The sequence below is a fragment of the Ruegeria sp. BE10 genome, from assembly GCF_056538905.1.
This window is the reverse complement of sequence record NZ_JBQFTX010000001.1, coordinates 447622-467357: the sequence shown is the minus strand read 5'-3', so window position 1 is coordinate 467357 and position 19736 is coordinate 447622. Positions and strand designations below refer to the sequence as shown.

Sequence of the window (19736 nt, the reverse complement as noted above, 5' to 3'; positions counted from 1 at the left end):
GGGCGGCCGATTGGCCGCCCCTTCGTTTAGAACAGTCAGGATCAGTTCTTTTCCTGATCTACCAGCTTGCCAGCAGAAATCCACGGCATCATGTCGCGCAGTTTCTTGCCAACCTGCTCGATCTGATGCTCGTCATTGTGGCGGCGTGCCGCTTTGATGGTCGGCTGACCAACCGCGTTTTCCAGCATGAAGTCACGCACAAACTTACCGGTTTGGATGTCCGACAGGGTCTCTTTCATCGCCTTCTTGGTCTGCTCATAGGGCAGAATGCGCGGGCCGGTGACGTACTGGCCGTATTCGGCAGTGTTCGAGATCGAGTAATCCATATTGGCGATGCCGCCTTCATAGATCAGGTCAACGATCAGCTTGGTCTCGTGCAGACATTCGAAATAGGCCATTTCAGGCGCATAGCCCGCTTCGACCAGAGTCTCAAAACCGCAGCGGATCAGCTCAACGATACCGCCGCACAGAACGGCCTGCTCGCCGAACAGGTCGGTTTCGCACTCTTCGCGGAAGTTGGTCTCAATGATGCCCGAACGGCCGCCACCGATGGCCGAGCAATAGGACAGGCCGATTTCCAGCGCCTTGCCGGTTGCGTCGCTGTCCACGGCCACCAGGCAGGGCACGCCGCCGCCTTTGACGTATTCGCCACGCACGGTGTGGCCGGGGCCTTTGGGGGCCATCATGATGACGTCGACACCTTCTTTCGGCTCGATCAGGCCAAAGTGGACGTTCAGGCCGTGGGCAAAGGCAATGGCCGAGCCCGGCTTGATGTTGTCATGCACGTATTTCTTGTAGGTTTCGGCCTGCAGTTCGTCGGGCATGGTGAACATGATGACATCGCACCAAGCCGCCGCTTCGGCGATGCCCATGACGGTCAGGCCTTCGGCTTCTGCTTTCTTGGCGGATGCCGACCCTTCGCGCAGAGCGACAACCAGGTTCTTGGCGCCCGAGTCGCGCAGGTTCAGCGCATGGGCGTGACCTTGCGAGCCATAGCCCAGGATCGCTACTTTTTTGTCTTTGATCAGGTTGATGTCGCAATCGCGATCGTAATAGACGCGCATGTTTTAGGTCCTTTCATATGCGGTTGCTGCGGTTCTAATAGGGTCCAAAGCTATTGGCGAGCGCTTTACAATCGACTATTGAAGCGAAATGCGAAAATTTATGCGCGATATCTGACTTAACCGGAAAAATCATGCTGGATGATATGGACAGGCGCATTCTGCGTCACTTACAGGCCGAACCGACCCTGACCATGGCCGAATTGGCCGAGCGTTGCGGGATCAGTCAGGGAGTGTGCTGGCGCCGGGTTGAAAAGATGCAGGCCTCGGGTGTCATTCTGGGGCAAGAGGTTGTCATTGATTGGCCGGCGATGGGATATGCGGTCGAGGTTTCACTGCGCGTGACGCTGGACAAAACCCAGCCGCGCGCGTTTGACGAATTCACTGTTGCCGCGCGGAGTGTTTCCGAAGTTATTGAAATTCAGACGTTTTTGGGGCGTGTGGACGTGAGGCTGTCGGTGATTGCACGCGACATGACGCACTATCAGCAAATCTATCGCGATCGTATTCTTACCCTGCCGCACATAGCCGATATCGAAGCGCTGATGCATATCGCGCGGGTCAAGCGGAACGAGGTGTTGCCGGTATGATCGAACTGGACGAAACCGACCGGACCATCCTGCGTGCGCTGGTACAGGATGCCACGCAAAGTGCCGGGGCGTTGGGGCGCAAGCTGGGGTTGTCCCAACCGGCAACCTGGCGGCGCATCCGCCGGCTGGAAACAGCAGGGGTCATCAAGGGCCGTCGCCTGCGTCTGAATGCCGAGGCGCTGGGGTTCGGCGTGACCGTGTTTCTGGGCGTCAAACTGGCGCGCAAGGGACAAGTCAGCCTTGAAGACTTTGAGCGCGCCGTCAGCGCCATCCCCGAGGTGCAGACGGTCGAACATGTGTTGGGTCTTTACGACTATCGCCTGAGGGTAGTTGCACGTGATCTGTCCGATTTCGAACGGGTGCTGCGACGGCGGATCATGACCTTACCCGGCGCGGGTGAGGTCGAGGCAAACGTATTGCTGAGCGAAGAGCGCTTGCCCGGCCCAATCGGCTAAACCGGGTCAATATTTGGTGCGGATGCAATAGCCGGGGTGATGCGTCATCCGGGCAAAGGTCATCGGAACACCATCTTTCCAAGTAGTGCGTTCCAATTGAATCATCGACGTTCCGGCAGTGGTGCCCATGAATTCTGCCAGCCTTCCGTCGGCGGAAATTGCGCAGAATGCAACCTCAGCCTCGGTAAAGGGGGCAACGTTCAGCAACCACTCGTGGGGACCCCGCGTGTTGAGATCCGCATGCTCAACGTCAGGTACTGTGTCGATGTTGATCCAGCGCTCCTCTAGCTGAAAGGGGCGGTTGTCCGCATAGTGCATGCAGATCACATGCAGCACCCGCGCGTCGGGCGAAACGCTGAGTTGCGAGGCCAGCCAACCGGGGCTGGATACGACATTCCGTTCAACAAGTGCATAGCGATAGATTGAGTTTTGATTCTCAACTGATTGACGGGCCAGAGAAAACTCCAGCTTGGCGTGTTTGCTGGGCTCCTTTTTTACCCGCGTGCCGCTTTTGCGTTTGCGCTCTACGAACCCTTGCTCGGCGAGCTCGCGCAGGGCGCGGTTTACCGTTGCACGCGCGCAACTGAATTCTTCAGCAAGCTGCGTTTCTGTCGGCAGCAGAGATCCTTGTGGCCAAATCCGGCTTTCAATTCGCCGCTTAACTTCGTCACGTACGACCTGAAAACTGATCCGCTTTTGAGCAGTCACGAGAAGCAATACCTTTCTTGTACAAAGTGTATGTATCTGTTCAGAAACACCTCTGGGTGTAAAGGGGTGGTGACCCTATTTGGCGTCAACGAGTTGTTCAATTAGAGCTTTTCGTGGTTAATTTTTTGTTAGGATTTTGACTTCCGTTGCGTCAATTATCAGCACGAGACTGGGGCTGTACCATTCTCGAAAAAGGCCTCAAAATTCTGAAGGACAGTTTGAAAGGACATATCATGCCCGCGCTTTTGGAAAGTATCGACCCGAACGGGCTCGAAGAGTTTTCGGTTGTTTTTACGGATCGGTCGCTGAACCACATGTCAGCCCGGTTTCAGACTGTCATGCGCGATGTTTCGTCCATCTTGTGTGATGTTTACAACGCCGATGGCGTTGCGGTGATCCCTGGTGGCGGTACTTATGGGATGGAAGCTGTGGCGCGCCAATTCGCGCGTAACGCCAACGTTCTGGTCGTGCGCAACGGGTGGTTTTCTTATCGTTGGAGCCAGATAATCGAATCTGCGGATTTGACGGCATCGGCGACCGTACTCAAGGCGCGGCAAACCGGCAACTCCAGCCCATCCCCATTTGCGCCGGCACCGATTGAAGAGGTGGTGTCAACAATTCGCGAGCAACGCCCCGATGTCGTATTTGCACCGCATGTGGAAACATCCGCAGGCCTCATATTGCCGAGTGATTACGTGACTGCCATGGCGGAGGCCGCGCATGAGGTTGGCGCATTGATGGTGCTGGATTGCATCGCTTCGGGCTGTGCCTGGATTGATATGAAGGCCACCGGCGTGGATGTTCTGATATCGGCCCCTCAGAAAGGGTGGAGCGCCTCGCCTTGCGCCGGTCTGGTCATGCTGTCCGAACGAGCCGAAGCGCGGCTGGAGGAGACAACGTCTGACAGTTTCGCTGTGGATTTGAAGAAATGGCGGCAGATTATGCAGGCGTATGAGAATGGTGGGCACGCGTATCACGCGACCATGCCAACCGACGCGCTGCAGGCGTTCCGGGACACCATGGTCGAGACCCGTGATTACGGTTTTGAAAAGTTGCGGGACGCTCAGTGGGCCTTGGGCAACGGGGTGCGGGCGATGCTGAAAGACAAAGGCCTGATCTCGGTCGCGGCAGACGGGTTCGGCGCGCCGGGGGTTGTGGTCACCTACACGTCGGATCCCGAAGTTCAGAATGGCAAGAAATTCGCCGCTTTGGGTATGCAGATCGCGGCAGGTGTTCCGCTGCAATGTGATGAGCCCGAAGGGTTCAGCACGTTCCGGTTGGGTCTGTTCGGGTTGGACAAGCTTTATGACGTTGATGGCACAATCGCGCGGCTCAAGCGTGTACTGGATCAGGTTCTTTGATTGCGGAGCCTCAGCGTACGCCGAGGCCCATCTGCATCAATGTCTTTCGTACGGGCGGTAGGGAATAGAGCGCGCTCAACCCCATCGCCCGTGCATCCCGCAGTGGACGCGCCTCGATCATCGAGGCGCGGTTCAGCAGGTCGATACCTTTGACACGCATCTCGATTTCGGTGTGGCGGGCCTTGTGATAAGCGTCCAACATCTGAGCATCGCCCAGACCTTCGGGTCGTGCTTGTGCCAGATCCAGCAAGGTACGCAGATCACCCAGTGACATGTTCAATCCCTGCGCGCCGATGGGGGGCACCACATGGGCTGCCTCGGCCATTAGGGCGACCCTTTCGCCCGCCAGCCGTTCTGCCGACTGGCTGATGATCGGCCAGATCGTCCGGCGCGAGGCCAGTTTCAGCGGCCCGAACAACCCGCAAGAGCGTTCGGTCATCAGCGTCTCGAACGCCTCGGGGTCGGTGTTCAGCAACTCGACCGCCCGTGGGCCGCGCTCCATCCACACAATCGCCGATGAGGGCTGCCCTTGCCAGTCGGGCAGGGGGACCAGAGTGAACGGCCCGCCGGAACGGTGAATCTCGGTCGAGACATTGTCGTGCGGAATCGGATGTGTGACCGCAAAGGCCAGTGCTTTTTGGCCATACCGGGTGGTGTGGACGTTGATTCCCGCGGCCTCGCGCATCGGGGAATTGCGCCCGTCTGCGGCGATCACCAGCTTGCAGCGTATACGGCTGCCATCGCTCAGCCCCACACGGGCTTCGGCGGTGCGCGTAAACAGGCTGACGGTGCCGGTGCCGGGGCGGAAATCGACATTGGGAAGTTCGGCCAGGCGGGTCACCATCTCGCGCCGCAGCAACCAGTTGGGCAGGTTCCAACCAAAGGGTTGGTCCGAAATATCGGCAGCGTTGAAATCGCGCACTACGCGCGGTTCGGGAACGTCGCCTCCTGCATCCACGATTCGCATGATCTGAAGGGGTGCCGCGTATTCGTCCAGCCGTTGCCACAGCCCGCATTGCGCCAACAACCCATGCGCAGGTTGCAAAAAGGCGGTGGTCCGCAGGTCGGATCCGTCCACATCTCGTTCGGTAATCGGTGGCGCGGGGTCGACGCAAACCACGTCGAACCCGGCAGTTCCAAAGACCGCCGCAGCGGTCAGTCCGGCGATTCCTCCGCCAGAAATCAGGATATCACAGCTGTCAGTCATGGCCTTGGTCTCCGAGTCTTGGGCAGAACCTAGTTCGGTTCCAAGGCCGGTGCCAAGTGACATCCTGTCCCGTGTGTCAGCCGCGCGAGATCAGGATGAGCAGGATGAACATCATCGGCACCATCATGACGGCTGGGATGTAAAGCCCAGGCAGGCCGAAGAGCAGCGCCGAACATCCCCACATGCTGAAAATGGCGGCTGCCGTGTAATACCAATCCTCGGCCGCTCCGTTGGCAGCATCGCGGGCCAGCCAGCCGAAAACGGGGATTGCAAACAACAGGCGCTGCCAAATAGGCAGGCGCCGAGGCATCTCGATCGCGCTCATGGGGTCTCCGATTCTGTTCGTCGCTGAGGCGCATATAGGATCGATTTCGCACCTGCAGAATGTGCGGATCGTCGCAGTGTGACAGCCTATCGCAGGCGAGCCAGAAAGGCGGTCAGATCGTCAGTGTGATGGTGGATATGGTCCGCCTCGTGCGGCTCGGGCGCGACGTGGACGGTGCGCATTCCCATTGAATGCGGGGCGGCCAGATTGCGCGGGTCATCCTCGAACATGGCGGCCTTCGCAGCATCGATTCCGTCTTGCGCAAAGATAGCCTCAAACGCTGCCTGTTCGGGCTTGGGGCGATAACCGGCGTGTTCGACCCCGTAGATTGCATCGAACAGACCGTTGAGGCCGCGCGCCTCAAGTACACGTTCCGCATAGGGCGCGCTGCCGTTGGTATACACGATCCGACGACCGGGCAGGGATTGGATGTGATCGGCCAGTTCGGCATCGGGGTCCATGTGGCTCATGTCGACCTGATGGACGGCGTGCAGATAGGGATCGGGGTCCAGATCATGCTCGGCCATCAGCCCAGCCAGCGTGGTTCCGTATTGCCGCCAGTAATGTGAGCGCAGCCGATCCGCTTCGGCCCGGTCAACGCCGATAGCCTGCACCACGTAATCCGTCATCAACACCTCGATCTGATCGAACAGGCGCATATGCGGCGGGTAGAGCGTGTTGTCGAGGTCGAACACCCATTGGGTGACGTGAGCAAAAGCTGGTTTGACCATGGGGTTTGTTTAGGCCGCAAAGGCACGGTTTTCAATGCTGCTCTTGATCCAAAGGGCAAGTGACGGATAGACATATCCGAACGAGGAGACAAACCACCATATGCCCCAGTCCAGACAGCCGTCCAAAGACGCCTATAGCCTAATTCTCGAAGCGATCGACGTAGGCGTTTACAAGCCCGGTGACCGTCTGGTCGAAAGCGAGCTTGCCGAACGGTTCGGTGTATCGCGCACACCTATTCGCGAAGCTCTGCAGCGACTTGAAACGCAATCCCTCTTGGAGCGGGACGGGCGGTCACTGATCGTGGCCTCGCTGAACCACAACCAGATGGCCGAGTTGTACGTCGTACGACGCGAGTTGGAAGGGTTAGCGGCCAAGCTGGCCGCAAAGCACGCCACCGAAGAAGAAATCAAAGTGCTGCAGGAAATGGTGACCGAGGATGACGCGCTGGTCGACGACCCTCAGGCTTTGTCTCGGGCGAACCGCCGGTTTCACGAGCAGATACATCTGGCCTCGCACAACCGCTATCTGGTGCAACAGCTGGATCTTGTGCATCGCACCATGGCACTGATGGCCACGACGTCGCTGGCGGTGCAGGGGCGCGGTGAAATTGCGCAGAGCGAACATAAGGGAATTGTCGAAGCCATCGCTGCGCGCGACGAAGAGGCCGCGGCACGCGCGCTCAAGGATCACATTTCTGTGGCGTTCATGACGCGGCTGAAACAGGACGCGGTTCTGCGCGAGAACTGATCACGCGGGCGGCAGGCTTTCTTCGCTGGCCTGCCCGTGTTGCGTTTTGTCCCAGAAGAACGGGTTCAGCACCAATTCCCATAAGGCTTTATAGGCCGCCAGAACACCCAATGGGAAATACAGCGGCATGGTCGGTACCCATGGCAATAGAAACCGTCTTTCACGCGCTGAAACGGCGATGGTGCCAACTGCAATATTGGTGATCTCGGCGCTTAGAAAAAGGCCGATCAGTGCCGCCAGAACGTTGTCAGAGAGAATGGGGTCTACTGGGCTGGCCAAGCCAAAGCTTGTCAGCCAGAACAGCCACAGAACCGGTGCCAGCAGGAATTGCCCGACAGTTCCCAGGAAAAAGGCCTGCACGCCTAAAAACCGAAATAGCCCCAGATCTTGAAGCAGCCGCGTGGGGGCCCGCATGTGAACCAGGTAGGTCACCATGAACCCTTTTAGCCACCGTGATCTTTGTCGCACCCAGGGCCAGGCGCGGAAATTGGCCTCTTCATAGGTGGCGGTGTCCACCATTTCGGTGCGATAGCCGGCGCGCGAAAGGCGCACACCAAGATCGGCGTCCTCGGTGACGTTGTGGGCGTCCCAGCCGCCCAACTCCAACAGCTTGTCACGGCGGAAAAAGAACGTGGTTCCGCCCAAGGGCACAACAAGACCAAGCCGCGCGACGCCCTGAAGGACGACCCGAAACCAGCTGTTGTATTCAATGGTAAAACAACGGGACCGCCAATTGGTGCGAGGGTTGTAGTAGTCCAATACGCCCTGCAAGCAGACAACATCTTCGTCCGCCTGGGTGAAATGGCGGACGACACGTTCGATCTGATCAGGCTGCGGCGCGTCCTCGGCATCCCAGACACCCAGAATATCGCCGCGGCAGAAATCCAGCGCATAGTTCATGGCGCGGGGTTTGGTGGTCAGACCGTTCAGCTCGGGCACTTCGACGGTTCTGATCCAACTGGGCCGAGCAACCTGAGCAAGAGTGGCGCGTGTTACCTCGTCGGTTTCCTCAAGCACCAGAATAATGTCCAGTAGCGCCTTGGGGTAAGTAAGCCGTTGCAACCGATGAATGAGCGCGTCGGCGATTTCACGTTCCTTATAAAGCGGCACCATGATCGACACACAAGGCAACGCTTGTGGCGGGGCTGCTGGGTTTGCCCTGGGCCGGTGTTTTGCCGAATGCCAGACAAAGGCCAGCAGCCCGGCAAGGCGCAGGCACAAAAACAAGACAAGGCTGATCACGGCGGCGGCGACCAGAACGGTCAGCCCTGTCGTGGGGAAAGCAGCAAACAGCCCCGTAAGCCCTGTTAGGGCAAGGGCGGGTCCTATACGAGATTTCGGGGTCCATGATCTGCAGCTTTGATCCAGCTCCACGCGCGTCTCGGCCGATTGGGCAAGCGGAGAGGCGTAAATGCGCGCGATGGTGTTGTCGATCTGATCGGCACCGGCGAGTACCGGCATGACGGTGTAACCGGCATCCTCAAACCCGCTGCGCACGGCGGGGAACAGATCGGGTCGCGCAGTTGCCACAAGCAGGATTGGACCCAGGCGGCGCCAGGGAATGACGTTATGTTTCAGCCAGAATTCAACTGGTTTAAATTGACACAGTTCCAGGGGCGGGGGCGAACTGTTGATATCGGCAATCTGTAGACCGGTTTGTTCGGACAGCGCGCAGAGAATATCCTTACGGGTGACCCAATCTTCGGCCACCAGAATTTCGCCCAGCAGTGCCTGTTGCCAGGATTGCAGAAACAACGCCTCGTCCAGTTGTGACCGGGTGATCAGACCTCGATCAATCAGACACGCCCCCAATGGCTTACGGTCTTGCGCAGGGATCGGTGCGGCACGCGCGAAATGCTGCAGGTTTAATTCGACCATAATGAAACAACCCTGACGCGGTTACCAGACGTCAGGGTTGCGCAATTTAGGTTAACACCAGGTTAACTATGATCGAACTGGCTATTATGCCTGTGCTTTCTGGGCTGCCATTGCCTCAGCAAAGCGTTCAAACAGATAATAACTGTCCTGTGGGCCGGGCGAGGCCTCGGGGTGGTGCTGTACCGAATAAACCGGACGGTCGGTCATGCGGATACCGCAGTTCGACCCGTCAAACAGCGAGCGGTGCGTTTCCACAACGCCGTCGGGCAAGGATTGCGCATCCACCGCAAAGCCGTGGTTCATCGAGGTGATCTCGACCTTGCCAGTGTCCATATCCTTGACCGGGTGGTTGGCGCCGTGGTGGCCGTGGTTCATCTTGACGGTCTGACCGCCAAGCGCCAGCGCCAGCATTTGGTGGCCAAGGCAGATGCCAAAGACCGGCAGTTCGGTGGTGTCCAGAACCTCTTTGATCATCGGCACGGCGTATTCGCCCGTTGCGGCCGGGTCGCCGGGGCCGTTAGAGAGGAACACTCCGTCAGGATTGTGGGCCAGTACCTCGGCCGCTGTCGCGGTGGCGGGCAATACGGTTACATCGCATCCAGCCGACGCCAGGCAACGCAAGATGTTGCGCTTGGCACCGTAATCGATGGCGACAACCTTGTGCACGGGGGCTTCCTGACGGGTGTATCCGTCGGGCCAGGCCCAACGCATCTCATCCCAGCGATAGCTTTGGGCGCAGGTGACCTCTTTGGCCAAATCCATGCCTTCAAGCCCAGCAAAACCCCGCGCAGCGGCAATCAGCGCAGCGATGTCGAAATTGCCCTCGGGGTCATGGGCCAGCGCCACATGCGGCGCGCCTTGCTGCCGGATGGCGCGCGTCAGGCGGCGGGTGTCCACACCACCGATAGCGATGCGGCCACGGCTGGCCAGCCAGGTCTTCAACTCTTCGGTTGCGCGCCAGTTGGACGCATCGGTCGGGTCCCATTTGACCACCATCCCGGCAGCAACCGGATCGCCGGTTTCGTCATCCTCGGGGTTTACACCGACGTTGCCGATATGGGGGAAAGTGAAGGTCACGATTTGCCCGGCATAAGAGGGATCGGTCATGATCTCCTGATATCCGGTCATGGCAGTGTTAAAGCACAACTCGGCCACGGTTTGGCCGATGGCACCGAAGCCCATCCCGTAGAACAATGTTCCGTCGGCCAAAGCCAGACATGCGGTGGGCTTGGACGGGGCGTTCTGGGCCATGGGGCGACTCTCCTGCTGGGTAAATCGGCGCATACCTAAGGGGGTTGTGGCGCTGGGTCAAGTCTGTTCAAAATTTGGGCTATTGTGGAAAATCAATTACTTAGCGATATTCACCCCCTGTTGTATCACGCTTTTTGTTTCGATATGGTCAGGGTTCCTTTTCCATGGGGATGGACAGAACATATGGATATGCGATCACGGGTGAACTCAGCCCTGAAGCAAGCAATGAAAGACAAGAATGCCGAGCGTCTGTCGACGCTGCGCTTGATCAATGCCGCGATCAAGGACCGCGATATTGCCTCGCGGGCTGCAGAAAACGAAGAGGCCAAGGGCTGCGGCGATACCGAGGTCCTTGAAATTCTTGGTAAAATGACCAAACAGCGCAAGGAAAGCGCGCGCGCCTATGAAGAAGGCGGACGGCTGGATTTGGCCGAGCGCGAGTTGCGTGAGGTTGAAGTCATCGAGGAGTTTCTGCCCAAGCAATTGGACGATGACGAGGTTTCCAAGGCCATTCAAACGGCAATCACTGCGACAGGTGCGGGTTCGATCCGCGACATGGGCAAAGTGATGGGAGAACTTAAGACCCGGTACACCGGCCAGATGGATTTTGGCAAAGTCGGGCCGATGGTCAAAGATCAGCTTTGCGCGGCAACAGGCGGCGGTTGCTGATCCTTCTTTCAGTCTGAAACGGCTTTTACTGCGCGACCGGTTCGCGCAGTTTTTGTATCAGGTCGTCGTATAGCGCGATGCGTTCTTCCTCGGACAGAAATGACCCTATTTCAACTTCGCGCCCATCTCCGGTCAGCGTCACGTAATTCGGGACAGGCCCACCGCGTTTATGCATTTCGGGGCGGGCCCAATAACGGTTGCAGGTCCATTCCTGCTGGCCGCTGCGCGGGTCATGGTGGACGAGGTGCGCCCGTGTGCCGGTCAGAGTTAGAATCTCGAACACGCTGCGCGCGCGATAGTTGGTCTGGATCGCCAGCCACAGTCCCAGAACGGTTATCAGCAGGAAAGGCAAAAGCCCCCAAAGGATGATCGACCCAAGCACTGCCAACAGGGGGATCAGTCCAAACAGAAACACGGACAGAATCACGATCATCGCCCCGCGTGGAGGCAGTGAATTATGCGGCCAGAGGCGCAATTCCTGTTCAGTTTCAGACGTTTTTGTCCATCGGTAGGGCATGGCTGATATGTAGCGCAATGCTGTGTCGTTTCGAAGGGAAATGATTACGCAACGTGGCCAACACGCACCCAGGATAGCGCGTCGTCCAGTCGGTCATCTCCCCAGAAAACCTCGCCGCGGACGACAAGGCTGGGGGCGCCGAAAACACCCAGCTTGGCGGCCCGTTCGGTTTCCGCTTCAAGTGCGGCCACGGTATCAGGGCTGCGAGCGCGGGACAGTACCAGGCGCGGGTCCTGCTGGCATCTGTGCAGCGCTTCTGAGATCGCGGTTTCGCTGCCGGCTTCGATGTTTTCTTCGAACCAGATGCGATACAGGGCCAGCGTGAAATTCTTGCCCCAGCCGTCGCCCATGCCCAGCAAGGCAACCTGATTGGCAAGCGCCAGGTCCGAGATCGGGTAGGGTACGGGCAGCTTGGCGTGGATGTGATATTTTGCGGCCCGACGTTCGATATCGCGCCACATATATGCGGACTTCACCGGTTTACCTGCAAAGGGAATATTCTTCTGATCCGCCATGACCGTGCGTACGTTGAAGGGCCGCCAAGTTACGGCAACGTCATGTTCGTCGCACCAATCATCCAGCCGCATGATCGTCAGGAAGCTGTAGGTGCTGCCAATGGAATACCAAAAATCAATTTCGGGCATGTAATCACTCCGATCTCAGAGTTCCTTCGCCTATCATACCCTAAAATGGTCGGATTTTCGAATTTTGCCTGAAACACGCGGTTCACCAGCGTGGTGGCACGTTGTTCAAAACAGGGCTTTTTCGACAGGTTGCGCGGGTTGGGGCGCAACACCGCAGCCGGTCATCTGACGCATATCGATCTCGATTGTTCGGCACAGCGCCGAGATTGGCACGTCGGTGACATCCCCTTCGAACGGATCCTCCATCGAGGCACTGACGCGCTCGGTCACAAAGAAGATCCAGCAAACCAGCGCGCCGACAGGGGCAAAGGTCATCCAGTCGAACAGCACTGTTCTTATCATCGAGGCATCGGTGCCCACCATGATGGAACGTTCGTCGTTGAAGGCCAGAGGCAACATGAAAATGAATATCCAGCTGAACAGGCGGCCGACCTCGGCAACCTGACGCGGGAATGGAGTGTTTTTGATCCGCTCGCACTGACCTTGCGCCGTCGTAAACCGGGATAAGCGATCCATCAGCGCGACATGCCAGAAGGGGTCTATCTTTCCCTGTTGCGCCATGTCTGACAAACGACGGGCCTGCAGGTTGATAAGACAGGCCGCGCGGTTGGTCTTGTCCTCTAACAGCGGCAAATCCGCCTCAAGTTGACTGTTCCGCCAGCTTTCGGGTTTTTGATGCAGGTCTTCGCGGCCTGATACGGGCTTGTGGCCGAACATCCATGGCCTGCGTTTGCGACCGGTAGTTGCAGGTTGGCGCAGCTGATAGGCCAGCATGTTTATCCAGGCGATGTGCCGCTCGATCAGTTCATCGCGCAGGTCTTCTTCAATCACTGAGCCATTTGGTTGAACCAGGGTACTGATCGTATTGCCCCAGTCCCGGCTTGTATTGGCGATATCACCCCAAACCCCGCGGGCTTCGGTCCAGCGGCCGTAGGTGGAAGTGTTCTTGAAGCCCAGAAAAAACGCCACTGCCAAACCCAACATCGCTACTGGTGGGCTGGGATTCGAAATCAGGTCAATCGGCGTCAGTTCATCGACCACCTGAACCATTAAAATCCAGGCCAGAACGATACCGATAAAACCGACCGAACCTTTGAGCAGTTTTCTGATCGAAATGCCATCATGAAGTATCATGGTTTGCGTGTCTTCCGCCGGGGTCCCTGAATTCCTGTTTTTGAATACTATTCCCATGGTGCTGGATGTGTCTATGCACGTGCCGGACAGGGTGCAGAGACCGGACACAAAAAAAGCCCCGCTCAAGGCGGGGCTTTAATGGGTTTATCGGACTGCGGGATCAGTGCGCGTGGCCTTTGTCCCAGTCTTCCTGCTTTGGCAGCTGCTCGAACGTATGCTCAGGCGGCGGCGAGGGCAGGGTCCATTCCAGCGTGTCCGCGTATTCGTTCCAAGGGTTCGGACGGGTCTCTTTCGCGCCACGCAGCAGGGCATAGATCACGATGCCGAAGAACAGCAGGAACGAAGCGAAGGAAATGAACGCACCGATCGACGATACAAAGTTCCACTGGGCGAAAGCCTCAGGATAGTCGATGTAGCGGCGGGGCATGCCCTGACGACCCAGGAAATGCTGCGGGAAGAAGGTCAGGTTGGCGCCGATGAAGAACAGCCAGAAGTGAACCTTGCCCCAGAACTCTGAGTACTGACGACCAGTCATCTTTGAGAAGTAGAAGTAGACACCGGCAAAGATTGCAAAAACAGCACCGAGCGACATCACATAGTGGAAGTGCGCAACGACATAGTAGGTGTCGTGATAGGCACGGTCGATACCTGCCTGTGACAGTACAACGCCGGTCACACCACCAACGGTGAACAGGAACAGGAAACCGAAGGCAAACAGCATCGGCGTCTTGAACTCGATGGAACCGCCCCACATTGTGGCAATCCACGAGAAGACCTTGACGCCTGTCGGCACCGCGATGACCATTGTGGCCAACATGAAGTACGCCTGCTGACGCAGCGACATGCCAACGGTGTACATGTGGTGCGCCCATACGACGAAGCCCAGAACGCCAATTGCGATAATCGCCCAGACCATTGGCAGGTAACCGAAGATCGGCTTGCGTGCGAAGGTCGCAATCACGTGGCTGATGATGCCGAAGCCGGGCAGGATCACGATGTACACTTCCGGGTGGCCAAAGAACCACAGGATGTGCTGATACAGGATCGGGTCACCGCCACCTGCCGGGTCAAAGAAGGTGAAGCCAAAGTTGCGGTCCATCAGCAACATGGTGATCGCGCCGGCCAGAACCGGCAGCGACAGAAGAATCAGCCACGAAGTGACGAAGATCGACCAACTGAATAGCGGCACCTTAAACAGCGTCATGCCAGGGGCACGCATGTTCAGGAAGGTGGTGATCATGTTGATCGCGCCGAGGATCGAGGAGGCGCCCGATACGTGTACGGCGAAGATCGCAAGGTCCATGGACATGCCGCCCTCGGTCGTGGACAGCGGCGGATATAGAACCCATCCGACACCCGAACCAAGCTGGTCGTTCCCACCGGGGCTCAGCAACGAAGCCACGCCCAGCGAGGTACCGGCGACGTACAGCCAGAAGGACAGGTTGTTCATCCGCGGGAACGCCATATCCGGCGCGCCGATCTGCAACGGCATGAAATAGTTGCCAAATCCGCCGAAAAGAGCCGGGATGACAACGAAGAACATCATCAGAACACCATGGTAGGTGATCATCACGTTCCACAGGTGTCCGTTCGGGGTACACGGGTCGGCCATGAAGCCTTCCAGGCACATGAACTGCACACCGGGGTGCATCAGCTCGAGCCGCATGTAAACGGTCATCAGAACCGAGATCAGACCGGCAAGTGCCGAGACGATCAGGTACAGAATCCCGATGTCCTTGTGGTTGGTCGACATGAACCAGCGGGTAAAGAAACCGCGATTATCTTCATGCTCGTGACCATGAATGGCTGCGTCTGCCATTATAGGTGCCTCCTGTTGCAACTGCACCGCGCAGCCAGACCTCTCTGGCGCGCGGGATTCCTGCTGGTTTTAGAGGGCGAAGGGGGCACCTTCAATGGCCGAGTTTGATCTGGATCAAGAATAATTGTCGCGGGCAGGAGGAAATCCCGCGAATTCTTGGTCTCAGTCAGGCCCTATCTGGCGATGGCTGTCAAAATTTCAAGGGTCCTCTTCTGCCCATTCGTGCGGCGTGGCAGAGTTCCGCCTTGACCCCCGGTTGTGTGGGTCGCAGTACTATCCCCAATTCCCGAAACCGGAGACAAGATATGGCCGCTTACGATCCCGACAACATCTTTGCCAAGATCCTGCGCGGGGAAATTCCCGCGACCCGCGTGTACGAGGATGACGAAACGCTGGCCTTTATGGATATCATGCCGCGGTCCGACGGGCATCTGTTGGTGATCCCCAAAACACCCTGCCGGAACCTGCTGGACGCATCACCCGCGCAACTGGCCGCCGTGACAGCGACGGTTCAAAAATTGGCGAAGGCAGTGGTCAAGGCGTTTGACGCCGACGGGGTCACCGTTCAGCAATTCAATGAGGCCGCAGGCGGGCAAGAAGTGTTCCACCTGCATTTCCATATTTTGCCGCGTCAGGACGGTGTTGCCGTGCGGCCGCCGGGCAATATGGGCGATTTCGACCTGATTGCCCAGCACGCAGACAAGATCAAAGCGGCTCTGGCCTGATCAGTCCTTACTGTCATGTGGCCCCAGACACGCGCTGTGGTCGCCAAACGTGTGGAGCACGGCACACACATGGTCGTGCCCACCGTCACAGGCCGAGGCGATACGGGTCAGTTCCGCCTCAAGCCTGACCAATTGGGCGATACGCTCGCGTACATCCGCCAATTGACGTTCGGCGATTTCATGTGCCCGGTTCAAATCATCGCCATGCGCGCCTTCCAAGGATAACAGTGCCTCAATATCGCTCAAAGGCAGGCCAAGGTCTCGCCCGTGGCGAATGAACTGCAACCGATTTAATACGGCAGTGTCATACCGGCGCTGATTTCCAGCCGTTCTTTCCGGCTTTGGCAGCAACCCTTTGTCTTCGTAAAACCGGATTGTGGGCACTTTGACGCCGGTTCGCCGGGAAAGCTCTCCGATCGAGTACATTTTTCGGCTTTCCTCTCTTGAACCTCTAGTGGCTAGAGGAATTACATGTGCTGTGCAGCCAAAACAAGGAACACCGGCACCATGGCACATCATCACGGCCACGAGGAACATAACCATCACCATATCGACCCGGACGCAGGCGATATGCGCGTCGCAGGGGCGATAGGGGTGAATATGCTGCTGACCCTGGCGCAAGTCATCGGCGGCATCTTTTCTGGGTCTCTGGCGTTGATTGCAGACGCATTGCACAATTTTTCGGACGCTATCGCCCTGATCATCGCTTTTTTCGCACGTAAGATTGCCCGTCGCCCCGCCGATCCGCGCATGAGTTTTGGCTATGGCCGGGCTGAGGTGGTCGCGGCGCTGGTCAATTACACCACACTGATCGTGTTGTCGGTGTATCTGTTGTACGAAGGTGTCATGCGGTTTTTCCAGCCCGAGCCTGTCAACGGCTGGATGGTTGTCTGGATCGCCGCGCTTGCCTTGGTCGTCGACCTTATCACCGCTGCGCTGACCTATTCGATGTCGAAGGACAGCATGAACATCCGTGCGGCCTTTATCCACAATGTCGCTGACGCCCTTGGATCGGTTGCCGTCATTGTCGCAGGTGCGGCCGTCATACTGTTTGGCTGGACCTGGGTCGACCCTGCGGTGACGATCCTGATCTCGGTCTACATCCTGTGGCACGTGAAATCTGAGATCGGAGAAACGATCCGGGTGCTGATGCTGGGCGCGCCGCCCAATCTGTCGCCCGAGGATGTGGCCACCGAGATCGAAGCCACTGAAGGAGTGGCCGGTGTCCACCATATCCACCTTTGGAGCATGCAGGAGCAGGAACCAGCCCTGACCGCGCATCTTGAGATCGACGCCCAAAGCTGGACAGACGCGGAAACCATAAGACTGTTGGTGAAAGAAACCCTGAGGTCGCGGTTCGCAATCGGGCATGTCACATTGGAGTTAGAGCGCGCGGGCAAAACGCATGCAGCATTGCCCCGGTTTGGACATGACAATTTGCAAGGGTCCTGAAAAGGAATTGCCGTTCCGATTTTGGGGTCGGAACGGCAGACTCGTAAACAAACACTTTTTCCGACACCCAGGTCTTCCGGGATCACCGGTTTAACACACCACTCACTCTAGAACGGTAAAGTTAGACTACCCGTTAACGCGCAATTTGTATCGTTCTGAGTGAGCTTTCCGCCAAATAAACTCAAAATTAACGGGCTAAATGGCAGATTGCATACGGGTTCGGAAACAAAGGGAATTCTTAGGGGGAATTGTCAATTCGCCTTGCCGCGTTTAGCGATTCGAATTCAGGCTATGCGATCGCCGTTTCGAAACTTTCCGCAAAGGTTTTTTGCAAGGCAGCGTCCACGTCGGCCATCGTTACAGGCAAGCCTAGATCGACCAGAGACGTCACACCATGCTCGCTGATTCCACAGGGGACGATGCCGGAAAAATGCTCAAGATCAGGTTCAACATTGATTGAGATACCGTGAAAGCTGACCCATTTGCGTAGGCGCAATCCAATGGCTGCGATCTTGTCTTCGGCTGGCTGGCCGGTCACCGTAAGCGGCTTGTCATCACGTTGCACCCACACGCCGACACGGCCGTCGCGAATTTCGCCATTAACGTTGAACTCGGCCAAGGCTGCGATCACCCAAGTCTCAAGCTTTTTGACAAAGCCCCGCACATCCTTGCCGCGTTTGTTCAGGTCCAGCATGACATAAGCCACGCGCTGACCGGGGCCGTGATAAGTATACTCTCCACCACGCTTGGCTTCGTAGACGGGAAAGCGATCTGGATCCGTCAGATCCTCGGACCGGGCCGAGGTGCCTGCCGTATAGAGCGGCGGGTGTTCCAGCAGCCAGACACACTCGTCCGCCTCGCCCGCAGCGATGGCCGCGACGCGCGCCTCCATAAAAGCGACGGCTTCAGTGTAATCGGTTAACCCGTCGGTGATCTTCCATTCCATGGCGGTTCCATATCGCGCAGGTGCGGCAAGGGGAAGGGGTCAGGCGGCCTCGGCCAGGCACCTTTGCAAAATCTGGGCATAGGTGTCCGTGCCCTGCGCTCCGGTCACCAGATATTTGCCGCCGAACACCATTGACGGGACACCGGAAATACCCCGGCTGGTCCAGAACTCTTGCTTCTTACGTACTGCGGCGACATGCGCACCGGATTCCAGCGCAGATCGCGCCGCATCAACGGGCAGACCGGCCTCTGCAACTGCTTCAAGCAACACATCAATCTTCGACACATCCTTCTGGTCGGTGAAATACGCCTTGAACAGGGCAAGTTTCAGCGGATGCTGGCGGCCCTGAGCTTCGGCCCAGTCCAACAGTTGGTGGGCCGCAAAGGTGTTCACCATTCGGCTGTCTTCATTGAAATTGAACGCAAACCCCAGCTCGGCCCCCAACTGCGTCAGCCGATCCCGATTCAGTTGACTCTGTTCAGCGGTTGAGCCGTATTTCTCCATGATATGCTCGCGCAGATTCTGACCTTCGGGCGGCATGGTGGGGTTCAGTTCAAACGGATGCCATCTAAGGCGCGCCAGAACATTTTCCTGCTTCAGAGCCAGATCAAGCTGTTGAAATCCGACGATACACCAGGGGCAGACGACGTCTGAAATGATGTCGATCTGAAGGATGGGGCGGGGATCTGCGGCAGTCATGTTCAGACTCCTGAGCGGAAGATGAAGGATACGTTGACGATACAGATATGAATACAGGCGGGGAATTCAAACTGGCGTGTTTTTGTCTCTTCACATCCTGATCATCTGCGTCTATACGCGCCTCTACCAAGTCACTGGCAGTGCGGTCGTGGCGGAATTGGTAGACGCGCAGCGTTGAGGTCGCTGTGGGGTAACACCCGTGGAAGTTCGAGTCTTCTCGACCGCACCATACAATTCATCTCGTTGTGTAATTTCAATTTATCATGTTGGCGTGAACGATCTTGGTCCACCTAAAGGCTTGTGATTTGGTCATCTGCGCAACGTAGTCGCTTTCGCTGCTTCTGCACGCGTGCGCTGATGCCTCCGATCGTCGAGTAGAGTGCCCGACAACCGATCAAGTACATAAATGGCTTCCACCAATTACTGTTTATCGAGGATGAATCTCCACTGCTGGTTAAAAGGCTGTATGAGTGCGTCAATGAAATTAGCTGCCGCACCTGTGAAGGCTGATTAGCCGCGAATATAGAGATAAACGTGCAATACGGGCTTAAGAACTGTGACGACCATACAATCTGAGTTGGGCGTCAAAACTTGAGTGAATTAGTTCAAATAGAGTACGCCGAATCGATGAAGAAGCTGAATATGTTGACAGTCCGGCGGTCATTGGCTTCTTTGTTTCCGGTTTACATCAATTAGAACAACTGAAACAAACAAAACACGAGAAATTCTCGGTGCATGGACAGCTCATCCCTTATGATGTTCGTTAAAATATCGCGGCCTGCAAGTAGTAGGCCTATTTGCCGAAAGTTGTGAATC

General features: G+C 57.2%; 21 protein-coding genes and 1 tRNA gene. 8 read left to right on the top strand and 14 right to left on the bottom strand.

The window, feature by feature from the left end; all coding sequences use genetic code 11:
- Positions 1–41: 41 nt before the first annotated feature.
- The gene (ilvC, locus tag ACR0M2_RS02295; RefSeq protein WP_170357880.1) at positions 42–1064 is read right to left on the bottom strand and encodes a ketol-acid reductoisomerase; all 1023 of its coding nucleotides are present in this window, start codon (positions 1062–1064) and stop codon (positions 42–44) included.
- Positions 1065–1195: 131 nt separating this feature from the next.
- On the opposite strand from ilvC, the gene ACR0M2_RS02290 reads away from it, so the two are divergent.
- Positions 1196–1651: an Lrp/AsnC family transcriptional regulator gene (locus ACR0M2_RS02290; protein WP_170348339.1), complete on the top strand. Its 456-nt coding sequence runs from the start codon at positions 1196–1198 to the stop codon at positions 1649–1651.
- A complete protein-coding gene (locus tag ACR0M2_RS02285; protein WP_170393593.1) occupies positions 1648–2106 on the top strand; it encodes an Lrp/AsnC family transcriptional regulator in 459 nt (152 codons plus the stop codon). Before ACR0M2_RS02290 ends, ACR0M2_RS02285 begins: the two co-directional genes overlap by 4 nt.
- A gap of 6 nt (positions 2107–2112) precedes the next feature.
- Here the strand turns inward: ACR0M2_RS02285 and ACR0M2_RS02280 are convergent, their stop codons facing one another.
- Positions 2113–2814 carry a GntR family transcriptional regulator gene (locus ACR0M2_RS02280; protein WP_480703943.1) on the bottom strand — a complete coding sequence of 234 codons (702 nt, stop codon included), beginning with the start codon at positions 2812–2814 and terminating at the stop codon, positions 2113–2115.
- A 233-nt stretch (positions 2815–3047) separates the two neighbouring features.
- Here ACR0M2_RS02280 and ACR0M2_RS02275 point away from each other — a divergent pair, with 233 nt between their 5' ends.
- Positions 3048–4175, top strand: coding sequence for an aminotransferase class V-fold PLP-dependent enzyme (locus ACR0M2_RS02275; protein ID WP_425080833.1), 1128 nt, complete (start codon positions 3048–3050; stop codon positions 4173–4175).
- A gap of 10 nt (positions 4176–4185) precedes the next feature.
- On the opposite strand, the gene ACR0M2_RS02270 is transcribed toward ACR0M2_RS02275, so the two are convergent.
- The 3 genes from ACR0M2_RS02270 to ACR0M2_RS02260 all read right to left on the bottom strand — a co-directional run bounded on the left by ACR0M2_RS02270 (position 4186) and on the right by ACR0M2_RS02260 (position 6438).
- On the bottom strand, positions 4186–5382 hold the full coding sequence (locus tag ACR0M2_RS02270; protein WP_425080832.1) for a UbiH/UbiF family hydroxylase: 1197 nt from the start codon (positions 5380–5382) through the stop codon (positions 4186–4188).
- Between the two features lie 76 nt (positions 5383–5458).
- A complete protein-coding gene (locus ACR0M2_RS02265; RefSeq protein ID WP_480703942.1) occupies positions 5459–5707 on the bottom strand; it encodes a hypothetical protein in 249 nt (82 codons plus the stop codon).
- Positions 5708–5793: 86 nt separating this feature from the next.
- Entirely contained in the window at positions 5794–6438 is a 645-nt protein-coding gene (locus ACR0M2_RS02260; protein WP_480703941.1) for a pyrimidine 5'-nucleotidase, read from the bottom strand.
- A gap of 100 nt (positions 6439–6538) precedes the next feature.
- Here ACR0M2_RS02260 and ACR0M2_RS02255 point away from each other — a divergent pair, with 100 nt between their 5' ends.
- A complete protein-coding gene (locus ACR0M2_RS02255; protein WP_170348346.1) occupies positions 6539–7186 on the top strand; it encodes a GntR family transcriptional regulator in 648 nt (215 codons plus the stop codon).
- Here ACR0M2_RS02255 and ACR0M2_RS02250 read toward each other — a convergent pair whose 3' ends face one another.
- Positions 7187–9064, bottom strand: coding sequence for a glycosyltransferase (locus tag ACR0M2_RS02250; protein ID WP_480703940.1), 1878 nt, complete (start codon positions 9062–9064; stop codon positions 7187–7189).
- A gap of 84 nt (positions 9065–9148) precedes the next feature.
- Positions 9149–10315: a glutamine-hydrolyzing carbamoyl-phosphate synthase small subunit gene (gene carA / locus ACR0M2_RS02245; RefSeq protein WP_480703939.1), complete on the bottom strand. Its 1167-nt coding sequence runs from the start codon at positions 10313–10315 to the stop codon at positions 9149–9151.
- A gap of 183 nt (positions 10316–10498) precedes the next feature.
- Between carA and ACR0M2_RS02240 the strand changes: the two genes are divergently transcribed.
- On the top strand, positions 10499–10984 hold the full coding sequence (locus tag ACR0M2_RS02240; RefSeq protein ID WP_170348349.1) for a GatB/YqeY domain-containing protein: 486 nt from the start codon (positions 10499–10501) through the stop codon (positions 10982–10984).
- A 25-nt stretch (positions 10985–11009) separates the two neighbouring features.
- On the opposite strand, the gene ACR0M2_RS02235 is transcribed toward ACR0M2_RS02240, so the two are convergent.
- From ACR0M2_RS02235 to ctaD, 4 genes are all read right to left on the bottom strand, one after another.
- Complete coding sequence (locus ACR0M2_RS02235; protein WP_170374822.1) at positions 11010–11501, bottom strand: DUF2244 domain-containing protein; 492 nt, start codon at positions 11499–11501, stop codon at positions 11010–11012.
- Positions 11502–11545: 44 nt separating this feature from the next.
- A complete protein-coding gene (locus tag ACR0M2_RS02230; protein WP_170348351.1) occupies positions 11546–12145 on the bottom strand; it encodes a 2-hydroxychromene-2-carboxylate isomerase in 600 nt (199 codons plus the stop codon).
- Positions 12146–12250: 105 nt separating this feature from the next.
- Positions 12251–13279 (bottom strand): bestrophin family protein, encoded by a 1029-nt coding sequence (locus ACR0M2_RS02225; protein WP_480703938.1) that lies wholly within the window; start codon positions 13277–13279, stop codon positions 12251–12253.
- A 160-nt stretch (positions 13280–13439) separates the two neighbouring features.
- Complete coding sequence (gene ctaD / locus ACR0M2_RS02220) at positions 13440–15098, bottom strand: cytochrome c oxidase subunit I (RefSeq protein WP_170348353.1); 1659 nt, start codon at positions 15096–15098, stop codon at positions 13440–13442.
- Between the two features lie 305 nt (positions 15099–15403).
- Here ctaD and ACR0M2_RS02215 point away from each other — a divergent pair, with 305 nt between their 5' ends.
- Complete coding sequence (locus ACR0M2_RS02215; protein ID WP_480703937.1) at positions 15404–15823, top strand: HIT family protein; 420 nt, start codon at positions 15404–15406, stop codon at positions 15821–15823.
- On the opposite strand, the gene ACR0M2_RS02210 is transcribed toward ACR0M2_RS02215, so the two are convergent.
- Positions 15824–16249, bottom strand: a complete 426-nt coding sequence (locus ACR0M2_RS02210; RefSeq protein WP_480703936.1) for a MerR family transcriptional regulator — start codon at positions 16247–16249, stop codon at positions 15824–15826.
- Between the two features lie 81 nt (positions 16250–16330).
- Here ACR0M2_RS02210 and ACR0M2_RS02205 point away from each other — a divergent pair, with 81 nt between their 5' ends.
- Positions 16331–17275 carry a cation diffusion facilitator family transporter gene (locus ACR0M2_RS02205; protein WP_480703935.1) on the top strand — a complete coding sequence of 315 codons (945 nt, stop codon included), beginning with the start codon at positions 16331–16333 and terminating at the stop codon, positions 17273–17275.
- Between the two features lie 289 nt (positions 17276–17564).
- Here ACR0M2_RS02205 and lipB read toward each other — a convergent pair whose 3' ends face one another.
- Positions 17565–18221, bottom strand: a complete 657-nt coding sequence (gene lipB / locus ACR0M2_RS02200) for a lipoyl(octanoyl) transferase LipB (RefSeq protein WP_480703934.1) — start codon at positions 18219–18221, stop codon at positions 17565–17567.
- Between the two features lie 39 nt (positions 18222–18260).
- On the bottom strand, positions 18261–18920 hold the full coding sequence (locus ACR0M2_RS02195; protein WP_480703933.1) for a DsbA family oxidoreductase: 660 nt from the start codon (positions 18918–18920) through the stop codon (positions 18261–18263).
- A 142-nt stretch (positions 18921–19062) separates the two neighbouring features.
- On the opposite strand from ACR0M2_RS02195, the gene ACR0M2_RS02190 reads away from it, so the two are divergent.
- Positions 19063–19149: transfer RNA gene (locus ACR0M2_RS02190), tRNA-Leu, on the top strand.
- Positions 19150–19736: the final 587 nt, after the last annotated feature.